Below are 20,130 nucleotides of genomic sequence, written 5' to 3'. Positions count from 1 at the left end.
AGGAAAAATGCCACTAAGTGCGTCAATCGCGCGCCAGAAGTGAGATAAAGGCCAATTCAACGCATGGACAAGCTTGATCGCCAGCTTCTCGCGCAGCTCCAGTCCGATGCCGCGCGCAGCCATGCGGACCTTGCCAAGCTCGTCAACCTCTCCCCCAGCCAGGTCTCGCGCCGCGTGGCCCGGCTCGAGGCCGAGGGCTACATCCGCGGCACCGTCGCCCTGCTCGATGAAGCCGCGCTCGGCCTGCAGGTCGAAGCCTTCGTCGCCGTTGCCATGGCGAGCTATGCCCCCGAAGTGGTGCGCAGCTTTCACGAGCGCATCTCGGCCTTGGACGAAGTGCTCGATTGCCGCGCCACCACGGGCGATTCCGACTATCTCCTGCGCATCGTCGCCCGCGACCTCTCGGCCTATTCACGCCTGATGAACGAACAGCTTCTCGGCCACGGCGATGTCGCCAGCGTCCGTTCCAGCGTGGTGCTCGACCGGATCAAGCGCACCACCAGCCTGCCGCTCCCGCCGCCTGAAGGGTGAAGCGCTTGTCCGCCCGGCAAAGGCGGGCAATAAGCCGGCCTCAAGAACATATCCGGGAGACATCGCCGCATGCCGACAATTGCCGATACCCTCGTCCTGCCTTGCGGCGCCGTCCTGCCCAATCGCCTCGCCAAGGCGGCGATGACCGAGGGCCTTGCCGATCCGCAAGGCCGCGCCACGCCTGAACTCGCGCGGCTATACGGCCTCTGGGGCGAAGGCGGCTCGGGTCTGCTCATTACCGGCAATGTCCAGATCGACCGCGACCATCTCGAACGCCCGGGCAATGTCATCATTCAGGGACCTCAGGATGAAGCCGCGCTCGCGGGCCTTCGCGCCATGGCCAGCGCCAGCAGGAGCGGCGGCGCGCATGTCTGGATGCAGATCAGCCACGCCGGCCGCCAGACGCAGGTCACCGTCAACCCGCACCCCAAGGCGCCCTCTGCCGTAGCAGTCGGCCTGCCCGGCAAGCAGTTCGGCTTGCCCGAAGCGCTGACCGAGCCGGAGATCCTCGACCTCATCGAGCGTTTCGGCCATGCCGCCGAAGTCGCGCAGCAGACTGGCTACACCGGCGTGCAGATCCATGCAGCGCACGGCTACCTCCTCTCCCAGTTCCTCAGCCCACGCGCCAACTTGCGCACCGATCAGTGGGGCGGCAGCCTCGAAAACCGGGCGCGCATGCTCATGGCCGTGGTCGCGCGGGTGCGGGCAGGGGTCGGCCCCGCGTTCCCCATCGGCGTGAAGCTCAATTCCGCCGATTTCCAGAAGGGCGGATTTGCTTTCGAAGACAGCATGATCGTCGCGCGCTGGCTGCAGGATGCGGGCGTCGACCTGCTCGAAATCTCGGGCGGCTCCTACGAGCAGCCCGCGATGATGGACATCCCCGGCATGGAAGCCCCCGACGCGCCGCCGCAAAAGGCGTCGACCGCCGCTCGCGAGGCCTATTTCGTCGATTTCGCCAAGACCATGCGCGCTGCGCTCACCATGCCGCTCATGGTCACCGGGGGCTTTCGCACCCGCCGTGCGATGAACACTGCGCTGGAAACCGCCGGGGCGGACGTGATCGGCCTCGGCCGCCCGCTCTGCGTCGATACCGCAGGCCCGGCCAAGCTGCTCGCCGGAGCCGAAGAACTCGACCGCTGGGAAACCAAGCTGAAGCTCCTGCCCCCCTGGCTCTCCTTCCTCGGCGGCCTCAAGATGCTGCGCGCGGTCGAGGGCTTTGCCGTCACCTACTGGTACTATGCCCAGATCGACGCGCTCGCCCGCACCGGCAGGGCCAATATCGGCATCTCCCCCTTCTCGGCGCTGCTCGCCATCCAGAAGGCCGGCAAGGCCTGGCTCAAGGCGCGCACGGGGTGACGCCAGCCTGCCGCGTGATTGCCGATGTTCACGGCCAGGCCGATTGGCTCGCCCACGCGCTCGATTCGACAGCGCTGCCGGTCGTCCTGCTTGGCGATCTCATCGATCGCGGGCCGGATAGTCCCGGGGCGCTGCGCGTGGCTTTAGCGGCGATCGAGGCCGGGCGGGCCACGCTTCTGCGGTCCAATCACGACGACAAGCTTTACCGCCTGCTGTGCGGGCGCCAGCCGCAGATCGGGCCTGATCTTGCAGCCACGCTCGAGGCGCTCTCCGCAGCGCCCGATGGTGCCGATATCAAGACGCGGTTCGTACGCGCCTATGCCGCTGCGCCCTATTGGCTCGTCCATGGGCGCCACATCCTGCTCCACGGCGCCTTTGCGCCGGAAATGCTGGAGCTTGCCGAGCCCGCAGAAGCCGCCTCGAAGCCCCTGCGCAGCAAGCTGAGCTACCTTGCCCTCTATGCCGAGGGGCGAATGGTGGCCGGCGAGGCGCTACCCATCCGCACCTACCAGTGGGTGGAGACAATTCCTGCTGCCTGGACAGTCATCGCGGGCCACGATGTGCGCTCGCGCGAGACGCCGCTGGTCATGACCAATCGCGCCGGCGGACGGGCCATTTTCCTCGATACCGGTGCCGGCGCGGGCGGGCGGCTCAGCTGGATTGATTTGCCGGAGGAGACGGTCGGCCAGATTGGCTGAAGTCCTTGCCTTTTGGGATGATTGGGCGTGCAATCGCGGCGGGAGAACACGATCATGATCAAGCTCACCTTCTGCCTTCACCGCCTGCCGCATCTCAGCCGCGCCCAGTTTCAGGACTACTGGTTCAACAATCACGCGCCGCTCGTCGCCAGCGTGCGCGAGGCGCTGAAGATCCGGCGCTATGTCCAGCTTCACTCGCTGCCGGATGCTGAAGATGCCCCCTTCGCCCGCGTGCGCGGCGCGCCCGGGCCCTACGACGGCGTGGCGCAGCTGTGGTGGGACAGCCTTGAAGACCTCGCCACCGACACGCCCGAAGCCCGCGCCGCCGGTGCGCTTCTGCTGGAAGACGAGCGCAAGTTCATCGATCTTGCCCGCTCTCCGCTCTGGCTCGGCGAGGAGCGCGTGATTTTCTAGGGCGTGTACGTCAGAGTCACGGTCGATTCCCGCCCTGCCGCGATGGCCTCGGGGGCAAGGTCGATCCGCTTGAAGCGGTTCTGCGCGTGCATCTGCACCTGGTCGGTCAGATGGACCGTCCCGCGCCCTGCCGGATCGATGAACTGGTTCTGCCCGCCCACCTCGGTGATCGTGTAGATCGCCGGTGCGCCGGGGGTCAGCTCCATCATCCCCACCCAGCCTTCGCCGCCGTTCAGCGGGATCATCTTGGGCCCAAGCCCCAGTTCGCCCCACAGCGCCTTGCCGCGCTCGTCATCATCGGGAAGCGGCGGCCGCGCCGGGTCCTCGGCTTCATCGGTGAAGTATTTCCAGAAGATCGGCCGCTTCCACTCTGCCATGGGCGCCGCGCCGAACTGCGGCCGCACCGCCGCAATCGTCTGCCGGATCGTCTCGGCCACCACTGCCTCGCGGCTGTGCCCCGCAAAGTAATCAAACTCCACCGGCAGCCCCGCCGCCCGCCCCTGCAGCGCGCGGTAGAGCAGTGCGGTGCGGTACTTCTGATAGCGCTTCGCGTCGATGTCCTTCCACCACGTCCCCATCACCGGGCCGAACAGCACCATGGGCGCCGTCTCCAGCCACGCGCGAAACAGGGTCAGCCCGGCCTTGTCATAGCGCTCGTCGCCATCGCGGTCCTCATGGCGCCCGTTCCACGCGATAATGAGTTCGACCGCCTGCGCCACTTCAGGGTCGTTCGCGCTTGCCGCTGCTGCACGCAAGTAAGGGGCGAACATGAAGGGCGGCGCATTGGCCCGGTCGCGCGCACCAAAGCCGTTCCAGATCTGCCGGTTGTAGCCCGCCATGTCGAGCAGTGTTGCGCCCTTCGATCCTGCCGCCAGCTGGCTGCCCAGCCAGGTGCGGAACGTCGCCCCCATGCGCGCGTCATCGCCCTCGCGGCTCCATGAAGTCGCCTTGCTGTTCCACGCATGGATCCAGCCCTGCTTCGGGTTCACCATATGCGGCCGCTCGGCGGGCGAGAGGAAGCCCTGCCATTCGTATTCGCCGGTACCGGGGGTGGGGAGGCGCGGGTCGGTGCCGGGCGCGCGGCGCGGCATCATCCCCGTTTCCCAGAAGCCGATCTGCCCGCTCTCGTCGCCGTAGCAAATGCCGAAATTGATCGCGACCTTGGCCATGGCCGCATCGAACTCGGCCATCGACCGTGCCCGCTGCATGTCGACAAATGCGGCCCAGTTCTCCAGCTCATGCCCCCGAATGGCGAAGCGCTGGCTATAGGCAATCGCGCCCGGCCGGTCCTCGCTCACCACCGGGCCATGCACCGTCCAGCGGAACTCTCGCAGCACCGGCGCCGCGCCCTTCACGAGGATTGTCTGCGTCTGGCGTTCCATTTCCCGCCACCGGCCCTGAAACCAGTAGCGATTGGGGGCCTTGGGATCGAGCTTCTCGGCAAAGGTGTCGGTCGTATCGCCATGGCCGGACGTCACCAGCCAGCCATGATGGGCCCCGCGCCCCATGATCGGCACGCCCCACGCCGGAGTGGTGAAGCCGGCGCTGTCAAAACCGCCGCCGTGCAGATGGATTTCCGGCCCGTCCGCCGTCGCCTCCATCATGATCACCTTGCCGCTCGCGGTGCGCTGCGGCCCCAGCACGAGGCAGCGGCTGTGATCCTTGCCGGGCGCCGGGATCGGCTCGGCGGGTTTGCCCAGCGGCGCCAAGGTCAGGAAAGTCGCCTGCGGCATGGGCTGGACCGGTGCAAGATCCTCGCCCGCCGGAATAACCGTGGGCGTATCGGGATCGCTGACCGGCACCAGATCATTGAACAGTTGCCGCCCCTTGCCCTCGCCATGTCGTGCGATCATCGCTTGCAGGAAAGCCAGGTTGGTCACTTCCGATCCGCCGCGACCGCGCGGGAAACTGGCGATCATCGCGAGGAAATCGGTCAGCACCCAGCGTTCGGGTTTCACGCCCCACTTGGTGAACTCATAGGGCGTCTTGTGCCCCGGGTCGGCCTCGATCTCCGCAATCGCGCGGTTCACCCCCGCGACATAGGCCGCGATCATCCGCTGATACTCGCCACCCAGCGTGCCATACATCCGCATCAGCTCGGCCTTGTCCGGCAGCCGCTGGCGCGAGACGATGTCGGACGGAACGGCTGTTTGACCCAGCACTTCGGCCAGCCGCCCCAGCGCCCGCCGCCGGCCGAGCTCCATATCCGCCAGCCGGTCCCGCGCCTCGGCATAGCCCGCGCCAAAGAGCACCGCCTCTGCCGTCTCGCCAAACACATGCGGCACGCCGAAGCCATCCCGGTCGATCCGTACGGAAAGGGCCGGGGAGGGCGCTGCCTCCCCTGCCTGCGCCGCCCCCGGCATCAGCGCCGCCAGCAGGAGCGGCAGGATCAGCGAGCGCTCCTTCAAGGCAAGCCTCACTTGCGTTCGAAGACGACCTTGCCGCCAAAAAGCGTCATCATGCAGCGCATGTTCTTCAGCGCCGCCGTTTCCACTGCATAAGGGTTGCGGTCCCATACCGCGACGTCGGCCAGCTTGCCCACTTCCAGCGAGCCGGTCTGCTTCTCGAGAAACAGCTGCCGCGCCGCCCAGATCGTGTGGCTCTTCATCGCGGTGTGAATGTCCACTGCCTCTACCGTCCCGAACGGCGCCTTGCCGAAGCGGTCGCCATCGGGTTCGCGCGCCACCGAGGACCACAGGCCATAGCGCGGCGCATAGGGCGTGACCGGATAGTCCGATCCGTCACTGTAGATGATGCCGCGCTTCACATAGGTCGCATAAGGCATCATGCGTACGCTGCGCTCAGGCCCCCATCCCGCCGCGAGCGCATCACCGAGGAACCAGAGGAACTCCGCCTGTGCCTCGGGATAGCCGGAATCGTACTTCCTCTGCAGGTCCGCCATCACATCGATGGCATGTTCCGTCGGCAAGTTGGCGTGGATCAGGCTGTGGCGCAGACCCTGCTTCGGCCACTTCTTCAGCGCGTCGGCATAGGCATCGACCACCGTATCGATCGCGCGGTCCCCGATGGCGTGGGTGCCGATCGGCATGCCTTCCTTGGTGAAGAGGTCCACCATCTGGCGGTAGACATCTGCCCCCATCATTGGAAAGCCCGTGCCCGGATTGGCATGCGATGCGTCCGTTTCGAACGGCTTGTAGACCCACGCCGTGCGCCCCGCGCCCGATCCGTCGAGGAAGATCTTCACCCCGCACACATCGAGATTCCGATCCTTCATCGCGGCCAGTTCCCGCTTGCGCTGGCGATAGTCGTCCACCGCCGCACGCGCCGCCGTCATGTCGGTCTGGGCAAACGTCAGCGTGCAGACATGCATCGTGAGCGGCGCCTTCTTCGCCGCCGCGGCATAGACGTCCCACTGCAAGCGCCCGGTGCGCGGGTCCTTGAAGCCCGTCAGCCCCTCCGAAAGCGCACCCTCGATCACATGTGTCAGCCCCTTGGCCCGGGTCGCCGCATCCACCGGCGGCACCAGCTTGTCGAGCACGTCCTGCGCGCTGTCATAGATCACGCCGTTGAGCGCGCCGCTCGCATCCTTGTCAAAGCGCCCGCCCGCCGGATCCGGCGTCGTCGCGGTAACCCCGGCCAGCTTGAGGACTGCACTGTTCACCAGCGTGTAGTGCCCGGTCGTGTTCCCCAGCGCGACCGGATGTCCGTCCGATCCGGCATCAAGCTCGGCCAGGCTTGGCGGCCGATGCTCGGCAATGCGCGATTCGTTCCAGCCCGATCCCGTCACCCAGGCCCCCGGCGGCAATTCCGCCGCGCGCGCCTTTACCCGCGCGAGAAAGTCGGCGACGCTCGATGCCTCGCCCAGCTGCAGGTTCGCGACTTCATCGATCCCACCTTCCAGCGCATGGGCATGAGCATCGATCATTCCCGGCGTCGCGGTGCGTCCGGCGAGATCGATCACCTTGGTGCGCTTGCCGATAAAGGCCTTGATCGCCGCGTCGCTGCCCAGCGCGACAATCCGCCCGCCCCGGATCGCCATGGCCTGAACCACGCGGTCCTTGGCATCCACCGTCAGGATCGTCCCGTGATGCAGCACCGTATCGGCGGGCAAGGTTTTCGCCCCCGCCGCCCCCGCCGCCAGAACCAGCGCCAGCGCGCATGAAATCGTGATTTTCCGCATAGCAAAGCCCCCGAGCCACCTGTAAGACCAAGGGGTAAGCGCAGGCCTGTTGCTGTCAAGTCGAAGCACATCGATCCCGATCAGCACCGCTTCTTGCCAAGCTCAGCCACGATCGCAGTCCCGACAGGTCGTAACTGTCATTGGCTGACCTGGCGCCCACCAATCCTGCCGAGGAGACCGCCATGAATTCCGATCTCGTTCTCGTCCTCGATGCCGCGGCTTTTGCCGCCGACAAGCATCGCCGCCAGCGCCGCAAGGATGCCGAAGCAACGCCCTATATCAACCATCCGCTCAGCCTTGCGACGATCCTCGCCCGCGAAGGCGGGGTTGACGATGCGCGCGTGATCGCCGCCGCGCTGCTCCACGATACGGTCGAGGATACCGAAACCACGCCCGATGAACTCGAAGCGCGTTTCGGCGCCGAAGTCGCCGGCATTGTCGCCGAAGTGACTGATGACAAGTCGCTTTCCAAGGCGGAGCGCAAGCAGCTCCAGGTTGCCCGCGCCGCGCACAAGTCGACCGGCGCCAAGCTGGTCAAGCTTGCGGACAAGATCGCCAACTTGCGCGATATTGCTGCCTCGCCGCCCGCCGATTGGGATCAGGCGCGCAAGGCCGAATATGTCCACTGGGCCGACAAGGTCGTTGCCGGTCTGCGCGGCGCAAACCCGGCGCTCGAAGCCGCCTTCGATGCTGCTGCGGCGGCGATCGTCTAGTGCCTTACGGCATCATGCGCTGGATCTCTTTTTCACCATCCATGAACTGGTGCTTGAACGCCGCGCCGACATGGAGCGCCCAAAGCGCCCACAGCGCATAGCCCAGAATCTCGTGCGCTGCGCCAAAGGCCCCGTGCCAGGCTTCCTTGGTTACCGGATCCAGCGTCATCACCATGCCGATACGCGGCCATTCAAACAGGCCGAACCACGACATCGGATGGGTTGCGGCGTCCTTCCATGCCGAATCCATGATCCACCCGGTCAGCGGCATCGCGAACATGAACGCATAAAGCGCCCAGTGCGCCGCATGGCTCGTTTTCACTTCCCACGGCTTGTAGCTGGCGGGAAGGGCAGGGGGGGTGTGCGTCAGACGCCACAGCAGCCGCATCACGGCAAGGCCAAGCACCGTCACCCCGATCGACTTGTGCGTGTTGATCAGGGGCCGCACGTTCTCGTCGCCCATCGCTTCCCAGATATTGGGGAGCACAAGGTTCGTGAAAACGCCCACCGCGATAATCCAGTGAAGGGCAATAGCTACGCCGCTGTATTTCTTGACCATGATGCTCTGTGCTCCGTTCGGATCATTGCCGAATGTTCACGTGCTTGCCCGCAAACGCAATAGCCGGTTCAGCTTGGGCTGGCTATGGGCCCGGGCATGCCGTCGCTCAACACCGTCCTGCTCGCCGAGTCCCCGCGCTTCACTCCGCGCGCCGTGCCGCTCGTCAGCCGCCTGATCGGCCTCGCTGCGCCGCTGCTCTTCGTGGTGCTCACGTTCCAGGCATTCCAGCGCCAGGACCTTGGCATGTGGTCCGTTGGTGTTGCCTATATCCTCTACGATACCGCCTTGCTCCTGTTCACCGCATGGCAGATCCGCAAGCTGGTCGCTGATGCTGCGCGCCCGGCACCGCCTGCTGCCGATGCGCCCACCTTGGGCGTCATCGTCGCCGCGCACAATGAGGCCGGTGTCATCCGCCTCACCATCAATCGCCTCCTCGCGCAGGCCCAGCCGCCCGAGGCGATCCTGATCGCCGACGATGGTTCGACCGACGCGACGCCGGCTGCCATGCTCGAAGCCTATGGCCTTGCCGCCCCTTGTGTCGGCGGCATGGCCGAAACCGTGATCGGCGCCACCCGCCTGCAATGGCTGCGCCTGCCCCATGGCGGCAAGGCTCGCGCGCTCAACCAGGCGCTGGTCCACGCGCGCACCGATGTCGTGCTCACCGTCGATGCCGATACCCTGCTGGAACCCTGCGCGATCGCCGCGATGCGCGCTGCCTTCGTGCGCGATCCGGCGCTGGTTGCCGCCACCGGCGTGCTCCAGCCGATCTGCGGCCCCTCGCTTTCGGGCCGCCTGTTCGAATGGTTCCAGTCCTACGAATACGTGCGCAATTTCCTCTCTCGGCACGCATGGATGCAATTGAACGGCCTGCTGCTTATCTCGGGCGCATTCGCCGCCTTTCGGCGCGAGGCGGTGATTGCCGTCGGCGGGTTCGATTCCGATTGCATGGTGGAGGATTACGAGCTCATCCACCGCCTCTACCGCCATAGCCACGATCATGGTCTCGGCTGGAACGTCGGCGTCGTCGGCGGCGCGCTCGCCCGCACCGATGCCCCCGCCACGATCCGAGGCTTTCTCAAGCAGCGCCAGCGCTGGTTCGGCGGCTTCCTCCAGACGCAGTACTGGAACCGCGACATGGTCGGCAACGCCCGTTACGGCCTCCTCGGCACGCGCATGCTGCCGGTAAAGGCGCTTGATACGCTCCAGCCGATCTATGGGCTTGCCGCTTTCGCTATCCTCATCTGGCTGGTTGCGACCGGGCGGTTCTATCTCGCCTTCCCGATCCTGCTGGTGATGATCGCCAAGATCGCAATCGATCTCACCTTCCACCTCTGGTCGCTCGGCATCTACAAGCGCTGGACCGGCCAGCATGAGGGCCTGCGCTTCGGCCCCGCGCTGATCGCCGCGCTGGCCGAACCGTTCAGTTTTCAATTGCTGCGCCACACTGGCGCGCTGCTCGGCTGGTACGCATTTCTCACCGGCAGCCAGACCTGGACCCGCGCCACCCGCAGCGCGCTGGAGCATCAGGCTTGAGAGGCCTTGCCAAGCGGCTTTAAGGCCAGCACCATGCCCTTCGCACAAAGGGGAGGGCAGGACATGGCATCGCTGGCAATCACACGGCGCGGGCTTCTGGGATCGGGCGGCGCGCTCACGCTCGCCAGCCTTACGTCCCGCGCGTGGGCCGCGATCCTCGATCCCGCACCCACCCTGATCTACAAGGGCGCGCGCATCCAAACGCTCGATCCGGCGATCCCGTCCGCCGATGCGATCGCCATCGCGGGCAGCCGCATCGTCGGCGTCGGCACCTGGGCTGAACTCAGGACGCTTGCCACGTCCCGCACGCAGGTCGTTGATCTTGGCGGTCAAACCATTGTCCCCGGCTTCAACGATGCACATTGCCACGCCGTCGGCGAAATGCTGCTCAATTCGGTCCTCGTCGGCAATCCGTTCGAGGTCGAGTTCTTCACCATCGACCGGATTGTCGGCCTGCTCAAGGAACGTGCGGCGCAGACTCCGCCTGGCCGTCTGGTCAGCGGTGATTTCTACGATGATACCAAGATCAAGGACGGTCGCCCTATCGTCATGGCCGATCTTGACCGTGTCTCGACCACGCACCCCGTCATGATCACCCACCGCGGCGGCCATACCTATGTGGTAAACAGCGTCGCGCTGAAGCTCGCCGGGATCACCCGCGATACGCCCGATCCCTTCGGCGGCACCTATGATCGCGACGCCAATGGCAATCTCACGGGCCGTATCACCGATTTCGCGATCGAGCCGATCAAGGCAAAGACCAAGGAACCCGATCTCACCCCGGCGCAGCTCCATGCGCGCGCCATTGCCGGGGCGACCAGGATCAGTGCCGAATTCGTCCGCTACGGTCTCACCAGCGTTTGCCACACCGCGCCCGGCCTCGTCGCTGCCGGCACCTCCACTGCCGACGATTTCGGCGCGCTCCAGCAGATCCGCCGCGAGGGCAAGCTGCTCCACCGCGTCACCTATGAAACCTCGGGCGCCACGCTAGATGCGATGATCGCCAACGGCGTGCGCACCGGCTTCGGTGATGAATGGATCCGCCTCGGTGCCACGGCGGAGCAGTTCTCTGATGGCTCCTTCTCCGAACGCACCATGTCGCGCGCCACGCCTTATCCCGGCCGTACGCCGCCCTATTACGGCAATCTCACGCAGACGCAGGAAGGCCTCGACGCGCTCGTCGAAAAGCAGATGCGCGCCGGCATCCAGCCCAATTTCCACGCCAATGGCGATGTCGCTATCGGCATGGTGCTCTCGGCTTACGAACGCGGCGTGAAACTGCTCGGCCCCGCCGACCGCCGACCCAAGATCACCCATTGCACCAATGTCTCGCCCGAGCTTGTCGGGCGGATCAAGGCCTTGGGCGCGGTCCCGGCGCTGTTCACCAGCTACGCCTACTACAACGCCGACAAGTTCCATTTCTACGGCGCCGAGATGATGGAACACATGATGGCATACCGCATGCTGATCGACGCAGGCGTCTCCGTCTGCGCCGGCTCCGATTTCCCGCCTGGGCCCTTCGCCCCACTGATGGGCCTCCAGGGCATGGTCACGCGCAAGGGCTGGAACGGGGAGATCTGGGGCCCGAGCCAGAAGATCACCGTGATGGAAGGCCTCAAGGTCCTTACGTCCAACGGCGCCCACGCTTCCTTCGAGGAAGACATCAAGGGCACCCTCAGCCCCGGCAAGCTGGCGGACATGGTCATCCTCGACGCCGACCCCGCCGCGATCGACCCCGAAAAGATCAAGGACATCCGCATCCAGCAAACCCTCGTCGGCGGCGAAGTCCGCTACAAGGCATGAGCAGCACCATGACCTACCGCGTCGAATTCGTCGAACGCACCGGCCTTGAACTACTCGAAAGCGGCCGCGGCCACGCGCGCTACCGCATGCCGCTCGCCGGTAACGAGAACCACGTCGGCGTGCTCTACATGGGCGCCTTCACCGTTCTGGCCGAGGCGACCGCCGCCATCCCGGGCATCTCGATCCTCGATACCGCGCGCTACTATCCGATCATCAAGGACATCGCGGTTTCGTTTCACAAGATGGCCGCAACCGATGTCTTCGCCGAATTCAGCCTCGATAAAACCGCGCTCGAGGGCCTCCTCGCCGATCTCGAGCGCAAGGGCAGCGCCACCTACTTTGCCGAATTCCCCATGTTGGACGCCAATGACATCGTCGTCGCCACCGGCAAGGTTACAGTGAAGCTACTCTCTCACGGCTGGACCAAGGCCTGACCTGCAGACCCACAAGGAACACCCCATGATCATCCTGCCCGTCACCGCTCTCGTCACTGCCATTTGCGCGATCATGCTGCTGATCACCGCATTCGATACCGTGCGCCAGCGCATGCGGCTCGGTGCCGCGTTCGGCGACAAGGGCGATGCCAAGCTGATCAGCGCCAGCCGCTCGCATGCCAATCTGGCCGAACACGCGCCGATCGTGATCCTCATGCTCGGCATTCTCGAAATGGCGCACGCCTCGCCGCTCGGGCTCAAGGTCGTTGCAGGGCTGTTTCTCGCGGCCCGCGCTGCGCATATCGTCGGCCTCTATGCCCCCGTTGATACCAAGCCGCCGCTGCCCCGCTCGCTCGGCGTCATCGGCACCTGGCTCACCATGCTGGTGCTGGCCGGCTGGTGTCTGGTGCTGGCGGCGCAGGCCTGACCTGCTCTTGAAGCTGCTCCCGGAGACCATGATGCCGTTTCGATACAGCCTTCGCCTTGTTGCCGGCGCCGCGCTTGCTGCGCTCGCGGTACCGGCCTTCAGCGCCGATCCTGCCCCCTTCGATGCGGTTCGTGGCGACCGTGCCGGCGGTTGGACCGCGCAGAGCCGCTCTGAGGTCATGGCGATGAACGGCATGGTCGCCACCAGCCAGCCGCTCGCCGCCGAGGCCGGGCTTGAAGTGCTCCACGCCGGCGGCAATGCTTTCGATGCCGCCATAGCCGCCGCCGCCGCGATCAACGTGGTGGAGCCCGAGGCGACCGGCATCGGCGGCGACATGTTCGTCATCGCCTGGGTCGCCAAGGAAAAGCGCCTCGTCGCGCTCGATGCCGCCGGCCGCGCGCCGGGCGGGGCCACGCTCGAGGCCTATCGCAAGATGTTCGGGAGCCGCATGCCGCGTGATGGCATCCATACCGCGCTCGTGCCCGGTGCAGTCGATGGCTGGTCGGTGCTGCTGGAGCGCTATGGCAAGCTTGGCCTCGGCTCCGCGCTGCAGCCTGCCATCCGCATCGCCGAACAAGGCTTCCCGCTCACCGAACGCATCGGCGGCGAATGGCAGGCGGCCTCAGCCGCACTGGCGAAAGACCCGGACACTGCGCGCGTCTATCTGCCCGGCGGCAAGACGCCCGGCTGGGGCGACCTGTTCCGCAATCCCGATCTTGCCGGCGCACTGCGGCTGATCGCCAAGGATGGTCGCGATGCCTTCTACAAGGGCCCTATCGCACAGGCGATCCTTGCCAAGTCGCAGGCACTGGGCGGTTCCTTCCAACCGGGCGATTTCGACAAGATCCACGCGCGCTGGGTCGATCCGATCAGCACGAGCTTCGGCGGCTACACCGTCCACGCCATGCCGCCGAGCACGCAAGGGCTCGCCGTGCTTGAAATGATGAACATGCTCGAGGTCTGCCCCGCGAAGCTCGGCCTCGATCCTGCCAGGCTCGGCCCTCGCTCTGCAGATTACTGGCACCTGATGGTTGAGGCGAAGAAGCTGGCCTACGCAGATCTCGAGCGCTTCGACGGCGATCCAGACTATTCCGCTGTTCCCGTCGCGCGGCTGATCTCGAAGGACTACGCCGCACAGCAGTGTGCCCGGATCGACATTAAGAAGGCCGCCGCCACCGGCCCCGCGGCGCCAGCGCTCGGCGGCACGGCCTATATCACCACGGCCGACAAGGACGGCAACGTCGTCTCGCTGATCTATTCGGTCTACAGCATCTTCGGCTCGCGCGTCACCGTGCCGGGTTACGGCTTCGTGCTCAGCAATCGCGGCAATGCCTTCTCGCTCGATCCCGCCAGCCCCAACGCGCTCGCCCCCGGCAAGCGCCCGTTCTACACCATCATCCCCGGCTTCGTGACGAAGGACGGCAAGCCCTACTTCTCGTTCGGCGTGATGCAGGGCGAACAGCAGGCACAGGGCCAGGCGCAGGTCCTCGCCAATCTCCTCGCCTTCGGGGGCAACGTGCAGAGCGCCAGCGATGCGGCGCGTTTCAACCATCAGCAGGCGCCCAACGAGCTGCGCCTCGAAAGCGGGCTCTATGATCTCGTCGGCGCAGACCTTGCCGCGCGCGGCCACAAGGTGATCCGCACCGATGGTTCGGAGATGGGCGGCTATCAGGGCATCATGATAGACCCGAAAACCGGCGCCTATCGGGCCGGGTCGGACCACCGCAAGGATGGCATGGCGGTGGGGTACTAGGGGCGCGGCCCCCAAACCCACCTCCAAACCTCACCCCAAAACCTCGTCATTGCGAGGATCGAAGCGACGAAGCGATCCAGAGCGGTCGTGCGTGACGCTCTGGATTGCTTCGCTACGCTCGCAATGACGAGACCGGGGTATTCGTTGTCGGGGCCGACTTACGCCGCGTCCAGCGCCGCGCCCAGATCGGCGAGGATATCGTCGATATGCTCGATCCCGATCGAGAGGCGCACATAGCCCGGCGTCACCCCGCTCGCCGCCTGCTCGTCAACCGAAAGCTGCGAGTGCGTGGTCGAGGCCGGATGGATCGCAAGGCTGCGCGCGTCGCCGATGTTCGCCACATGGTAGAACAGCTGCAGCGCATCGATGAAGCGCTTGCCCGCTTCCCCGCCGTCCTTGAGCTCGAAGCCGACGAGCCCGCCATGGCCGCCGTTGAGGTACTTCGCGGCCAGATCTGCCGCGCGCCCCGTCGCCAGCGAGGGATGGATCACGGACGCGACCTTGGGATGCGTGGCAAGGTAAGCGGCCACCTTCGCGGCGTTCGCGCAGTGCCGTTCCATCCTCAGCGGCATCGTCTCCAGCCCCTGGATCAGCTGGAACGCGCTCATCGGCGAAAGCGCATTGCCCAGATCACGCAGCAAGACCACCCGCGCGCGGATGATATAGGCAATCGGCCCCAAGGGCTTGATATCGCGCGCCCAGACCGCGCCGTGATAGCTCGCATCCGGCGTGTTGAGGTGCGGCTGGCGCTCGGGGAAGGCTTCCCAATCAAAATTGCCGCCATCGATGATCAGCCCGCCGATCGAAGTGCCGTGTCCGCCGATATACTTGGTGGCGGAATAGACCACCACCGCCGCGCCATGCTCGAACGGCTTGATCAGCAGCGGCGCCGCCGTGTTGTCCATGATCAGCGGGATGCCATAATCGCGCCCGATCGCCGCGACTTCGGCGATGGGGAACACCTCCAGCTTCGGGTTCGGCAGCGATTCGGCATAGTAGGCGCGCGTCTTGTCATCGGTCGCGCGGCGGAAGCCCTCGACGTCCGCCGGATCGACAAAGCGCGTCTCGATCCCAAGATCGCGCAGCGTATTGGCAAAGAGGTTCCAGGTGCCGCCGTAAAGGTTCGTCGAGGCAACGATATTGTCGCCCGACTTGGCAAGGTTGAGGATGGCGAGCGTGGTCGCCGACTGGCCCGAGGATACCGCCAGCGCCGCAACGCCGCCCTCGATCGCCGCCATACGCTGCTCGAGCACGTCGGTCGTCGGGTTCATCAGGCGGGTGTAGATGTTGCCGAGTTCCTTGAGCGCGAAGAGGTTCGCCGCATGCTCGGTCGAATGGAACTGGTACGAGGTCGTCTGATGGATCGGCACTGCGACCGAACCGGTCGTCGCATCGGCGCGCCAGCCGGCGTGCAGGGCAAGGGTTTCAGGCTTCGCTTTGCTGAGGTCGGTCATGGTGGGCATCCTGCTCTGGAAGTTTATGGTTATAGTCTATCAATCAAGTTGAGTTGGCAAGCGACGGTAGAGCACGCTGTCGGCCGTCTTTCGCAGCGGCTCCCAGCCGGGCAGCGCCGTGCGGGTATCGACGCGGATTACCCAGAGGTAGCGCGCCGCGCGCGGGATCGCCGCCACGGTTGCGGCAAGTCCGGGCGATTCGCCACAGGGTTCCAGGAATGTGATCGTCGAAGGGTCGCGGTCGAACGGCGCGAGGCGCGGGTTGTGGATCGCGATCAGCTGGCCGCTCGGCAATTGCCATTGCCCGTTGTCGAACAAGTGCCGCCGCACCAGGCCATAGCCCATGATGTGGCGGCGCCGGTCGGTGCTCCAGCCCTTGCATTCGTCGACGTAGAGCGAGACGAGGTTGGCCCCGCGCGGCGCTGCCTCGATCGCAGTCAGCGTTTCGGCATACTGGTTTCCGGCCATCGCCATGCTGGCGGTGTTGGTCGCCAGCCGTGCGCCGCCGAACACAAGGCCCCCGATCAGCAGCCAGCGCGTGAGGCGTGGATCGACCAGCGGGCCCGGTGCGCTTGCCAGCACGAACAGCGCGAGAATCACCGGCCCCAGCCGCATATCGGCAAAGCGCGAGCCCATGATCGTGTCGGGCATGAGGAGGAAGAGCCCGAGCAGCGCGAGCGCGGCTAGCATCAGCCCGGCCTGTACCACGAAGCCGCGCGTGCGCAGGCTGATGTAGACCACGAACGCGATGACCGCCGCGCCCGCCGCGTCCCATACCAGCCAGTGGTCGGCCATCGCCATGATCAGCCAGACGATCTTGCGCGGCGCGTCGTTGTTGGCGAGCAGCGCCACCGCTTCCGCGCCCTCCTTGGGCTGGAGCGCACCGATCAGCGGGCCCAGCAGCAGCGGCGCGGTCATCAGGCCGGTGGTGAGCACCATGCGCACCACGCCCTTGGCGCCCTGGCCTTTTCCGCTTCGCCAGCCCGCCGCCGGCGCGGTCATGCCGGCAACCAGGCTGAAGACCGCCCAGCCGACGAGGTGGCACAGCCACAGCAGGAAGCCGATCGGCACGAACAGCGCGGTGCGCAGCACCGGGCGGCGCTCCAGCGCGATCCACAGCGCCATGGCGTGGAAGGCGAGCGCAATCGACAGGGCGAAGTTGGCAAAGCCGTAGAGGTAGGGCAACGAGATCGCCAAAGGCAGCGCATAAAGCGCATTCACGCCGATGCGCCCGTGCGCCGCGCGCGAGAGCAGCAGCATGCCAGAAACGGTGAGCGGCGGGATCGACCCCACGATCAGATGGACCGCCGGCTCCAGTCCGATGATCGGCCCGAGCAGCTGAACCAGCAGATCGACACCGAGGTTGGGAAGCAGCCCCCATTCGAAGCTGTACCAATTGGCCAGCACCGGCGAGCGGCCCGCATCGAGCTGCACCGCGTAGCGCGCGATATGGCCGCCAAGGTCGATCAGCGGCAGGATCGGCGCGGCGATTGCGGGTAGCGCCGCGAGCGCACTCAGCAGTAGGATCAGCGTCAGCTCGCCAAGCGGGTCCGCGCGCGCGGGCCCTCCACGCGCATCATCGACCAATACCGAGAACAGCCATACCCTCATCCCGCCTGCCTTTACGGGCGCTGCCGCGCTGCTGTCAAAGGGCGCCGTGATGGCGCGCAAAACCGCGACGCGATGGCAGATCGGCGCACCGATAGCGACATGCCCTTGTGGACAATTGCCTGCACGCCCGGCTGCGTGAAGATTAAATGTGTGTAAGGAACACGATCATAGGCTGCCGCGTCGACATTGCCCGTTGCCGGTCTCCAATTTTCGTCATAATCGTTCGGCAGTCTGCAACAGCCCCAATTCGTGAAGGAGTGGCCATGAGCAATTTGAGAGGATACCTCGGTCTGATCGCCCTTTCCGCCGCCCTGGCGGCGTGCGGTGGCAAGAAGGAAGAAGCTGCGGCCCCCGCCGAAGCGCCTGCTGCGGCTTCGGCTGCTGCCCCCGTTGCTGACGCCGGCGCTGCCGGTGCTGCGACCACCAAGGTTGCCGCCGATGCGACCGACACTGTCGATGGCACCAAGTTCGCCGACATGACGGGCGACGCTGCCGCCGGTGAGAAGATCTTCACCCAGTGCAAGACCTGCCATGTGATCGATCCGGGCGTGAACCGCATCGGGCCCTCGCTCCACGGCATCATCGGCCGCAAGGCCGGCCAGATCGCCGGCTTCTCCTATTCCTCGGCGAACAAGGAAAGCGGCATCACCTGGACGGCTGAAAAGCTCTACCAGTACCTCGAAAAGCCCGCCCGCGTCGTCCCCGGCACCAAGATGTCCTTCGCCGGCCTCGCCAAGGGCCAGGACCGCGCCGACGTGATCGCCTATCTGACCAGCGCGACGAAGTAAGCGTCCGCACCAGTCAGTGCAAAAACAGCGCCGCTCCCGGAAGGGGGCGGCGTTTTTTTGTGGTTGATCGAGAAGGCTGCAGATCGAAACCGCAACAAGCAATCGCTGCGGTTGCACCATGTGTGCTAGAGTTTGCGCAGCATGTTTCCCGTTGGCAGGGGGGCCAGTATGCGGTTCTTGAGTAGGATTGCAGCGCTTGCGATGTTCGCGAGTTCCTCTCACGCGCAACCAGCCTTGCAGCGCGCTGTCGTCCTTTCCCGGGCCGAGAACGCAGCTGACTGGCAGTTATCCCACCTCACTGACATGTCCCAGATTCGCAAGGTCGCGCGCGACACGCGCGATACCCGCGGGTGGCAGCAGGCCACGTTCTACGTCGCGCTGACTATGCTCGCCGATCGCAGCCGCAAGAGGCGCTACCGCGACGCCGTCATCGATCTCGGTCGCTCCACTGGTTGGCGGCTGGGGGATCGCCCTTTCCACGCTGATGATCATCTGGTGGGCTCTTCCTACATCTGGGCAGCCCGGAACGGCGGCGGCCGTGCTGCCCTCGCTGGAGTTGTCGCCGGTCTCGATCACGTTGTCCGTCATCCTTCTCCGGCGGGGCTTGCGATGAGCGACAACCCTGCCGACCCCGATCCCGACGACCGATGGTCGTGGGCGGACGCCTTGTTCATGGCCCCGCCAACCTATTTCGAGTTGACCCGCGCCACGGGCGATCCTCGGTATGCCCGCTTTGCTGATGGCGAGTTCAAGGCAACGACGATCTTTCTACTGGATCCAGCGGAAAGCCTCTACTTTCGCGACAGCCGATTCCTTGAGCTGCGCAACTCTGCTGGTGAAAAGATATTCTGGGCGCGCGGCAATGGCTGGGTGCTCGCGGGCGTTGCGCGGATACTACAAGCCCTTCCTGCCAGGGATTCCCGACGGCCTTACTACGAAAATCTTGTGCGCAGCATGGCGTCGCGCCTCAAGCAGCTTCAGCGCCCTGATGGGTTCTGGTCGCCCTCGCTACTGGCGGATGCAGGAGTTTCTCCCCCTGAATCAAGCGGGACCGGATTCATAGTCTATGGCATCGCTTATGGTGTCAAAGCAGGCCTTCTTTCCCGAAAGGACTTTGAACCGGTGATTCGGTCCGGCTGGTCGGCGCTGAGCGGGGCCATGTCGCGTGACGGCAAAGTCGGATGGGTACAGCAAGTTGGCGACCGTCCGGACAATGTCCTTTCAACGGACACGCAGTTTTACGGCTCGGCAGCGTTCATCATGGCGGCCTGTGCGGTGTCCGACCTGGATTGGCGCTGAATTCGGAGCGAGCGCGCGCTTTGGCAGCATCGCAATCGAGCGCAAATGAAGTATCCCATTCGCCAAAGAAAAACCCGGCCCCCCGCCATCGCAGGGAGCCGGGCCTGTGGATCGGCGTGCAAAAAGGACCCCGTTAGCGGGGTGATCGGCGTCTAAAAGGGACCCCTCATTTCGATGGTTTAAGCAGCTGGCTGGATTTTCAGGCGGCGAGATCGGGATGTTGGTTTTGGAGACAGTGGTTCGGATCCGGCGCGAGTATGCCGGAGGCAAGGCGATCAAGGCGATCGCGCGGGATCTGCATGTGTCGCGGAAGGTCATCCGCAAAGCAGTCCGAGCGCCGGAGGGCGCCTTTGATTATCAGCGCAAGGTTCAGCCGCTGCCCAGGATCGGTCCGTTTCAGGATCGCCTGAACACGCTGCTGGAAGAGAACGAGGTGCGCGGCAGGCGTGACCGGCTGCGGATGACGCGGATCCATGACCTGCTGGTGCGAGAAGGCTTTGAGGGTTCTTACGATGCGGTGCGGCGCTATGCGACGCGCTGGAAGATCGAACGGCGCAAGGATGTAAGGTTGACGATCTAGCGGGACATCTGGTGCGTGAGATTATAGGCGTTCGCG

The 20,130-nt window shown here is 65.4% G+C and carries 17 protein-coding genes and 1 pseudogene; 13 read left to right on the top strand and 5 right to left on the bottom strand.

Annotated features, from left to right (window positions below; all coding sequences use genetic code 11):
- Window positions 1-63 precede the first annotated feature (63 nt).
- The 4 genes from WCL10_RS14015 (at window position 64) to WCL10_RS14000 (ending at window position 2,999) form a co-directional block, all read left to right on the top strand.
- Window positions 64-531, top strand: coding sequence for an Lrp/AsnC family transcriptional regulator (locus WCL10_RS14015; RefSeq protein WP_336896284.1), 468 nt, complete (start codon window positions 64-66; stop codon window positions 529-531).
- Between the two features lie 69 nt (window positions 532-600).
- Complete coding sequence (locus WCL10_RS14010) at window positions 601-1,887, top strand: NADH:flavin oxidoreductase/NADH oxidase family protein (protein ID WP_336896283.1); 1,287 nt, start codon at window positions 601-603, stop codon at window positions 1,885-1,887.
- The gene (locus tag WCL10_RS14005) at window positions 1,884-2,585 is read left to right on the top strand and encodes a metallophosphoesterase (RefSeq protein ID WP_336896282.1); all 702 of its coding nucleotides are present in this window, start codon (window positions 1,884-1,886) and stop codon (window positions 2,583-2,585) included. Before WCL10_RS14010 ends, WCL10_RS14005 begins: the two co-directional genes overlap by 4 nt.
- Before the next feature lie 54 nt (window positions 2,586-2,639).
- The gene (locus WCL10_RS14000) at window positions 2,640-2,999 is read left to right on the top strand and encodes an EthD domain-containing protein (RefSeq protein ID WP_336896281.1); all 360 of its coding nucleotides are present in this window, start codon (window positions 2,640-2,642) and stop codon (window positions 2,997-2,999) included.
- Here the strand turns inward: WCL10_RS14000 and WCL10_RS13995 are convergent.
- Both WCL10_RS13995 and WCL10_RS13990 read right to left on the bottom strand, forming a co-directional pair.
- On the bottom strand, window positions 2,996-5,407 hold the full coding sequence (locus tag WCL10_RS13995; RefSeq protein ID WP_336896280.1) for a penicillin acylase family protein: 2,412 nt from the start codon (window positions 5,405-5,407) through the stop codon (window positions 2,996-2,998). The two genes, WCL10_RS14000 and WCL10_RS13995, sit on opposite strands and share 4 nt — an antisense overlap.
- An 8-nt stretch (window positions 5,408-5,415) precedes the next feature.
- Window positions 5,416-7,140, bottom strand: coding sequence for an amidohydrolase (locus WCL10_RS13990; protein WP_336896279.1), 1,725 nt, complete (start codon window positions 7,138-7,140; stop codon window positions 5,416-5,418).
- Between the two features lie 182 nt (window positions 7,141-7,322).
- On the opposite strand from WCL10_RS13990, the gene WCL10_RS13985 reads away from it, so the two are divergent.
- On the top strand, window positions 7,323-7,853 hold the full coding sequence (locus tag WCL10_RS13985; protein ID WP_336896278.1) for an HD domain-containing protein: 531 nt from the start codon (window positions 7,323-7,325) through the stop codon (window positions 7,851-7,853).
- A 4-nt stretch (window positions 7,854-7,857) separates the two neighbouring features.
- Here the strand turns inward: WCL10_RS13985 and WCL10_RS13980 are convergent, their stop codons facing one another.
- Window positions 7,858-8,412 (bottom strand): cytochrome b, encoded by a 555-nt coding sequence (locus WCL10_RS13980; RefSeq protein ID WP_336896277.1) that lies wholly within the window; start codon window positions 8,410-8,412, stop codon window positions 7,858-7,860.
- Between the two features lie 96 nt (window positions 8,413-8,508).
- On the opposite strand from WCL10_RS13980, the gene WCL10_RS13975 reads away from it, so the two are divergent.
- From WCL10_RS13975 to ggt, 5 genes are all read left to right on the top strand, one after another.
- Complete coding sequence (locus WCL10_RS13975) at window positions 8,509-9,945, top strand: glycosyltransferase (protein WP_336896276.1); 1,437 nt, start codon at window positions 8,509-8,511, stop codon at window positions 9,943-9,945.
- A gap of 63 nt (window positions 9,946-10,008) precedes the next feature.
- Window positions 10,009-11,748 (top strand): amidohydrolase, encoded by a 1,740-nt coding sequence (locus tag WCL10_RS13970; RefSeq protein WP_336896275.1) that lies wholly within the window; start codon window positions 10,009-10,011, stop codon window positions 11,746-11,748.
- A gap of 8 nt (window positions 11,749-11,756) precedes the next feature.
- Window positions 11,757-12,182, top strand: coding sequence for a DUF4442 domain-containing protein (locus tag WCL10_RS13965; protein WP_336896274.1), 426 nt, complete (start codon window positions 11,757-11,759; stop codon window positions 12,180-12,182).
- Between the two features lie 25 nt (window positions 12,183-12,207).
- Window positions 12,208-12,609, top strand: a complete 402-nt coding sequence (locus WCL10_RS13960) for an MAPEG family protein (protein WP_336896273.1) — start codon at window positions 12,208-12,210, stop codon at window positions 12,607-12,609.
- A gap of 28 nt (window positions 12,610-12,637) precedes the next feature.
- Entirely contained in the window at window positions 12,638-14,362 is a 1,725-nt protein-coding gene (ggt, locus tag WCL10_RS13955) for a gamma-glutamyltransferase (protein ID WP_336896272.1), read from the top strand.
- Window positions 14,363-14,520: 158 nt separating this feature from the next.
- Here the strand turns inward: ggt and WCL10_RS13950 are convergent, their stop codons facing one another.
- Window positions 14,521-15,816, bottom strand: coding sequence for a PLP-dependent transferase (locus tag WCL10_RS13950; protein WP_336896271.1), 1,296 nt, complete (start codon window positions 15,814-15,816; stop codon window positions 14,521-14,523).
- Window positions 15,817-15,855: 39 nt separating this feature from the next.
- Window positions 15,856-17,427, bottom strand: a complete 1,572-nt coding sequence (locus WCL10_RS13945; RefSeq protein ID WP_336896270.1) for a GtrA family protein — start codon at window positions 17,425-17,427, stop codon at window positions 15,856-15,858.
- A gap of 263 nt (window positions 17,428-17,690) precedes the next feature.
- Between WCL10_RS13945 and WCL10_RS13940 the strand changes: the two genes are divergently transcribed.
- The 3 genes and pseudogenes from WCL10_RS13940 to WCL10_RS13930 form a co-directional block, all read left to right on the top strand.
- The gene (locus WCL10_RS13940) at window positions 17,691-18,215 is read left to right on the top strand and encodes a cytochrome c family protein (protein ID WP_336896269.1); all 525 of its coding nucleotides are present in this window, start codon (window positions 17,691-17,693) and stop codon (window positions 18,213-18,215) included.
- A 234-nt stretch (window positions 18,216-18,449) separates the two neighbouring features.
- Window positions 18,450-19,514, top strand: a complete 1,065-nt coding sequence (locus WCL10_RS13935; protein WP_336896268.1) for a glycoside hydrolase family 88 protein — start codon at window positions 18,450-18,452, stop codon at window positions 19,512-19,514.
- A 217-nt stretch (window positions 19,515-19,731) separates the two neighbouring features.
- A pseudogene (locus WCL10_RS13930) lies at window positions 19,732-20,076 on the top strand (IS21 family transposase); the annotation flags it as partial.
- Window positions 20,077-20,130 lie beyond the last annotated feature (54 nt).

Origin of the sequence: Novosphingobium sp. (assembly GCF_037133355.1) — a bacterium.
Classification (GTDB): Bacteria; Pseudomonadota; Alphaproteobacteria; order Sphingomonadales; family Sphingomonadaceae; genus Novosphingobium.
The sequence above is the reverse complement of the archived record's forward strand: the minus strand, read 5'-3'. Positions and strand labels throughout refer to the sequence as shown.

What these genes read in the sequence shown, in the direction of transcription:
- ggt (WP_336896272.1), top strand. Translation starts at nt 12,638, where the DNA reads ATGATGCCGTTTCGATACAGCCTTCGCCTTGTTGCCGGCGCCGCGCTT.
- WCL10_RS13975 (WP_336896276.1), top strand. Translation starts at nt 8,509, where the DNA reads ATGCCGTCGCTCAACACCGTCCTGCTCGCCGAGTCCCCGCGCTTCACT.
- WCL10_RS14000 (WP_336896281.1), top strand. Translation starts at nt 2,640, where the DNA reads ATGATCAAGCTCACCTTCTGCCTTCACCGCCTGCCGCATCTCAGCCGC.
- WCL10_RS14010 (WP_336896283.1), top strand. Translation starts at nt 601, where the DNA reads ATGCCGACAATTGCCGATACCCTCGTCCTGCCTTGCGGCGCCGTCCTG.
- WCL10_RS13960 (WP_336896273.1), top strand. Translation starts at nt 12,208, where the DNA reads ATGATCATCCTGCCCGTCACCGCTCTCGTCACTGCCATTTGCGCGATC.
- WCL10_RS13990 (WP_336896279.1), bottom strand. Translation starts at nt 7,140, where the DNA reads ATGCGGAAAATCACGATTTCATGCGCGCTGGCGCTGGTTCTGGCGGCG.
- WCL10_RS13950 (WP_336896271.1), bottom strand. Translation starts at nt 15,816, where the DNA reads ATGACCGACCTCAGCAAAGCGAAGCCTGAAACCCTTGCCCTGCACGCC.
- WCL10_RS13945 (WP_336896270.1), bottom strand. Translation starts at nt 17,427, where the DNA reads ATGAGGGTATGGCTGTTCTCGGTATTGGTCGATGATGCGCGTGGAGGG.
- WCL10_RS14015 (WP_336896284.1), top strand. Translation starts at nt 64, where the DNA reads ATGGACAAGCTTGATCGCCAGCTTCTCGCGCAGCTCCAGTCCGATGCC.
- WCL10_RS13985 (WP_336896278.1), top strand. Translation starts at nt 7,323, where the DNA reads ATGAATTCCGATCTCGTTCTCGTCCTCGATGCCGCGGCTTTTGCCGCC.
- WCL10_RS13940 (WP_336896269.1), top strand. Translation starts at nt 17,691, where the DNA reads ATGAGCAATTTGAGAGGATACCTCGGTCTGATCGCCCTTTCCGCCGCC.
- WCL10_RS13980 (WP_336896277.1), bottom strand. Translation starts at nt 8,412, where the DNA reads ATGGTCAAGAAATACAGCGGCGTAGCTATTGCCCTTCACTGGATTATC.
- WCL10_RS13970 (WP_336896275.1), top strand. Translation starts at nt 10,009, where the DNA reads ATGGCATCGCTGGCAATCACACGGCGCGGGCTTCTGGGATCGGGCGGC.
- WCL10_RS13965 (WP_336896274.1), top strand. Translation starts at nt 11,757, where the DNA reads ATGACCTACCGCGTCGAATTCGTCGAACGCACCGGCCTTGAACTACTC.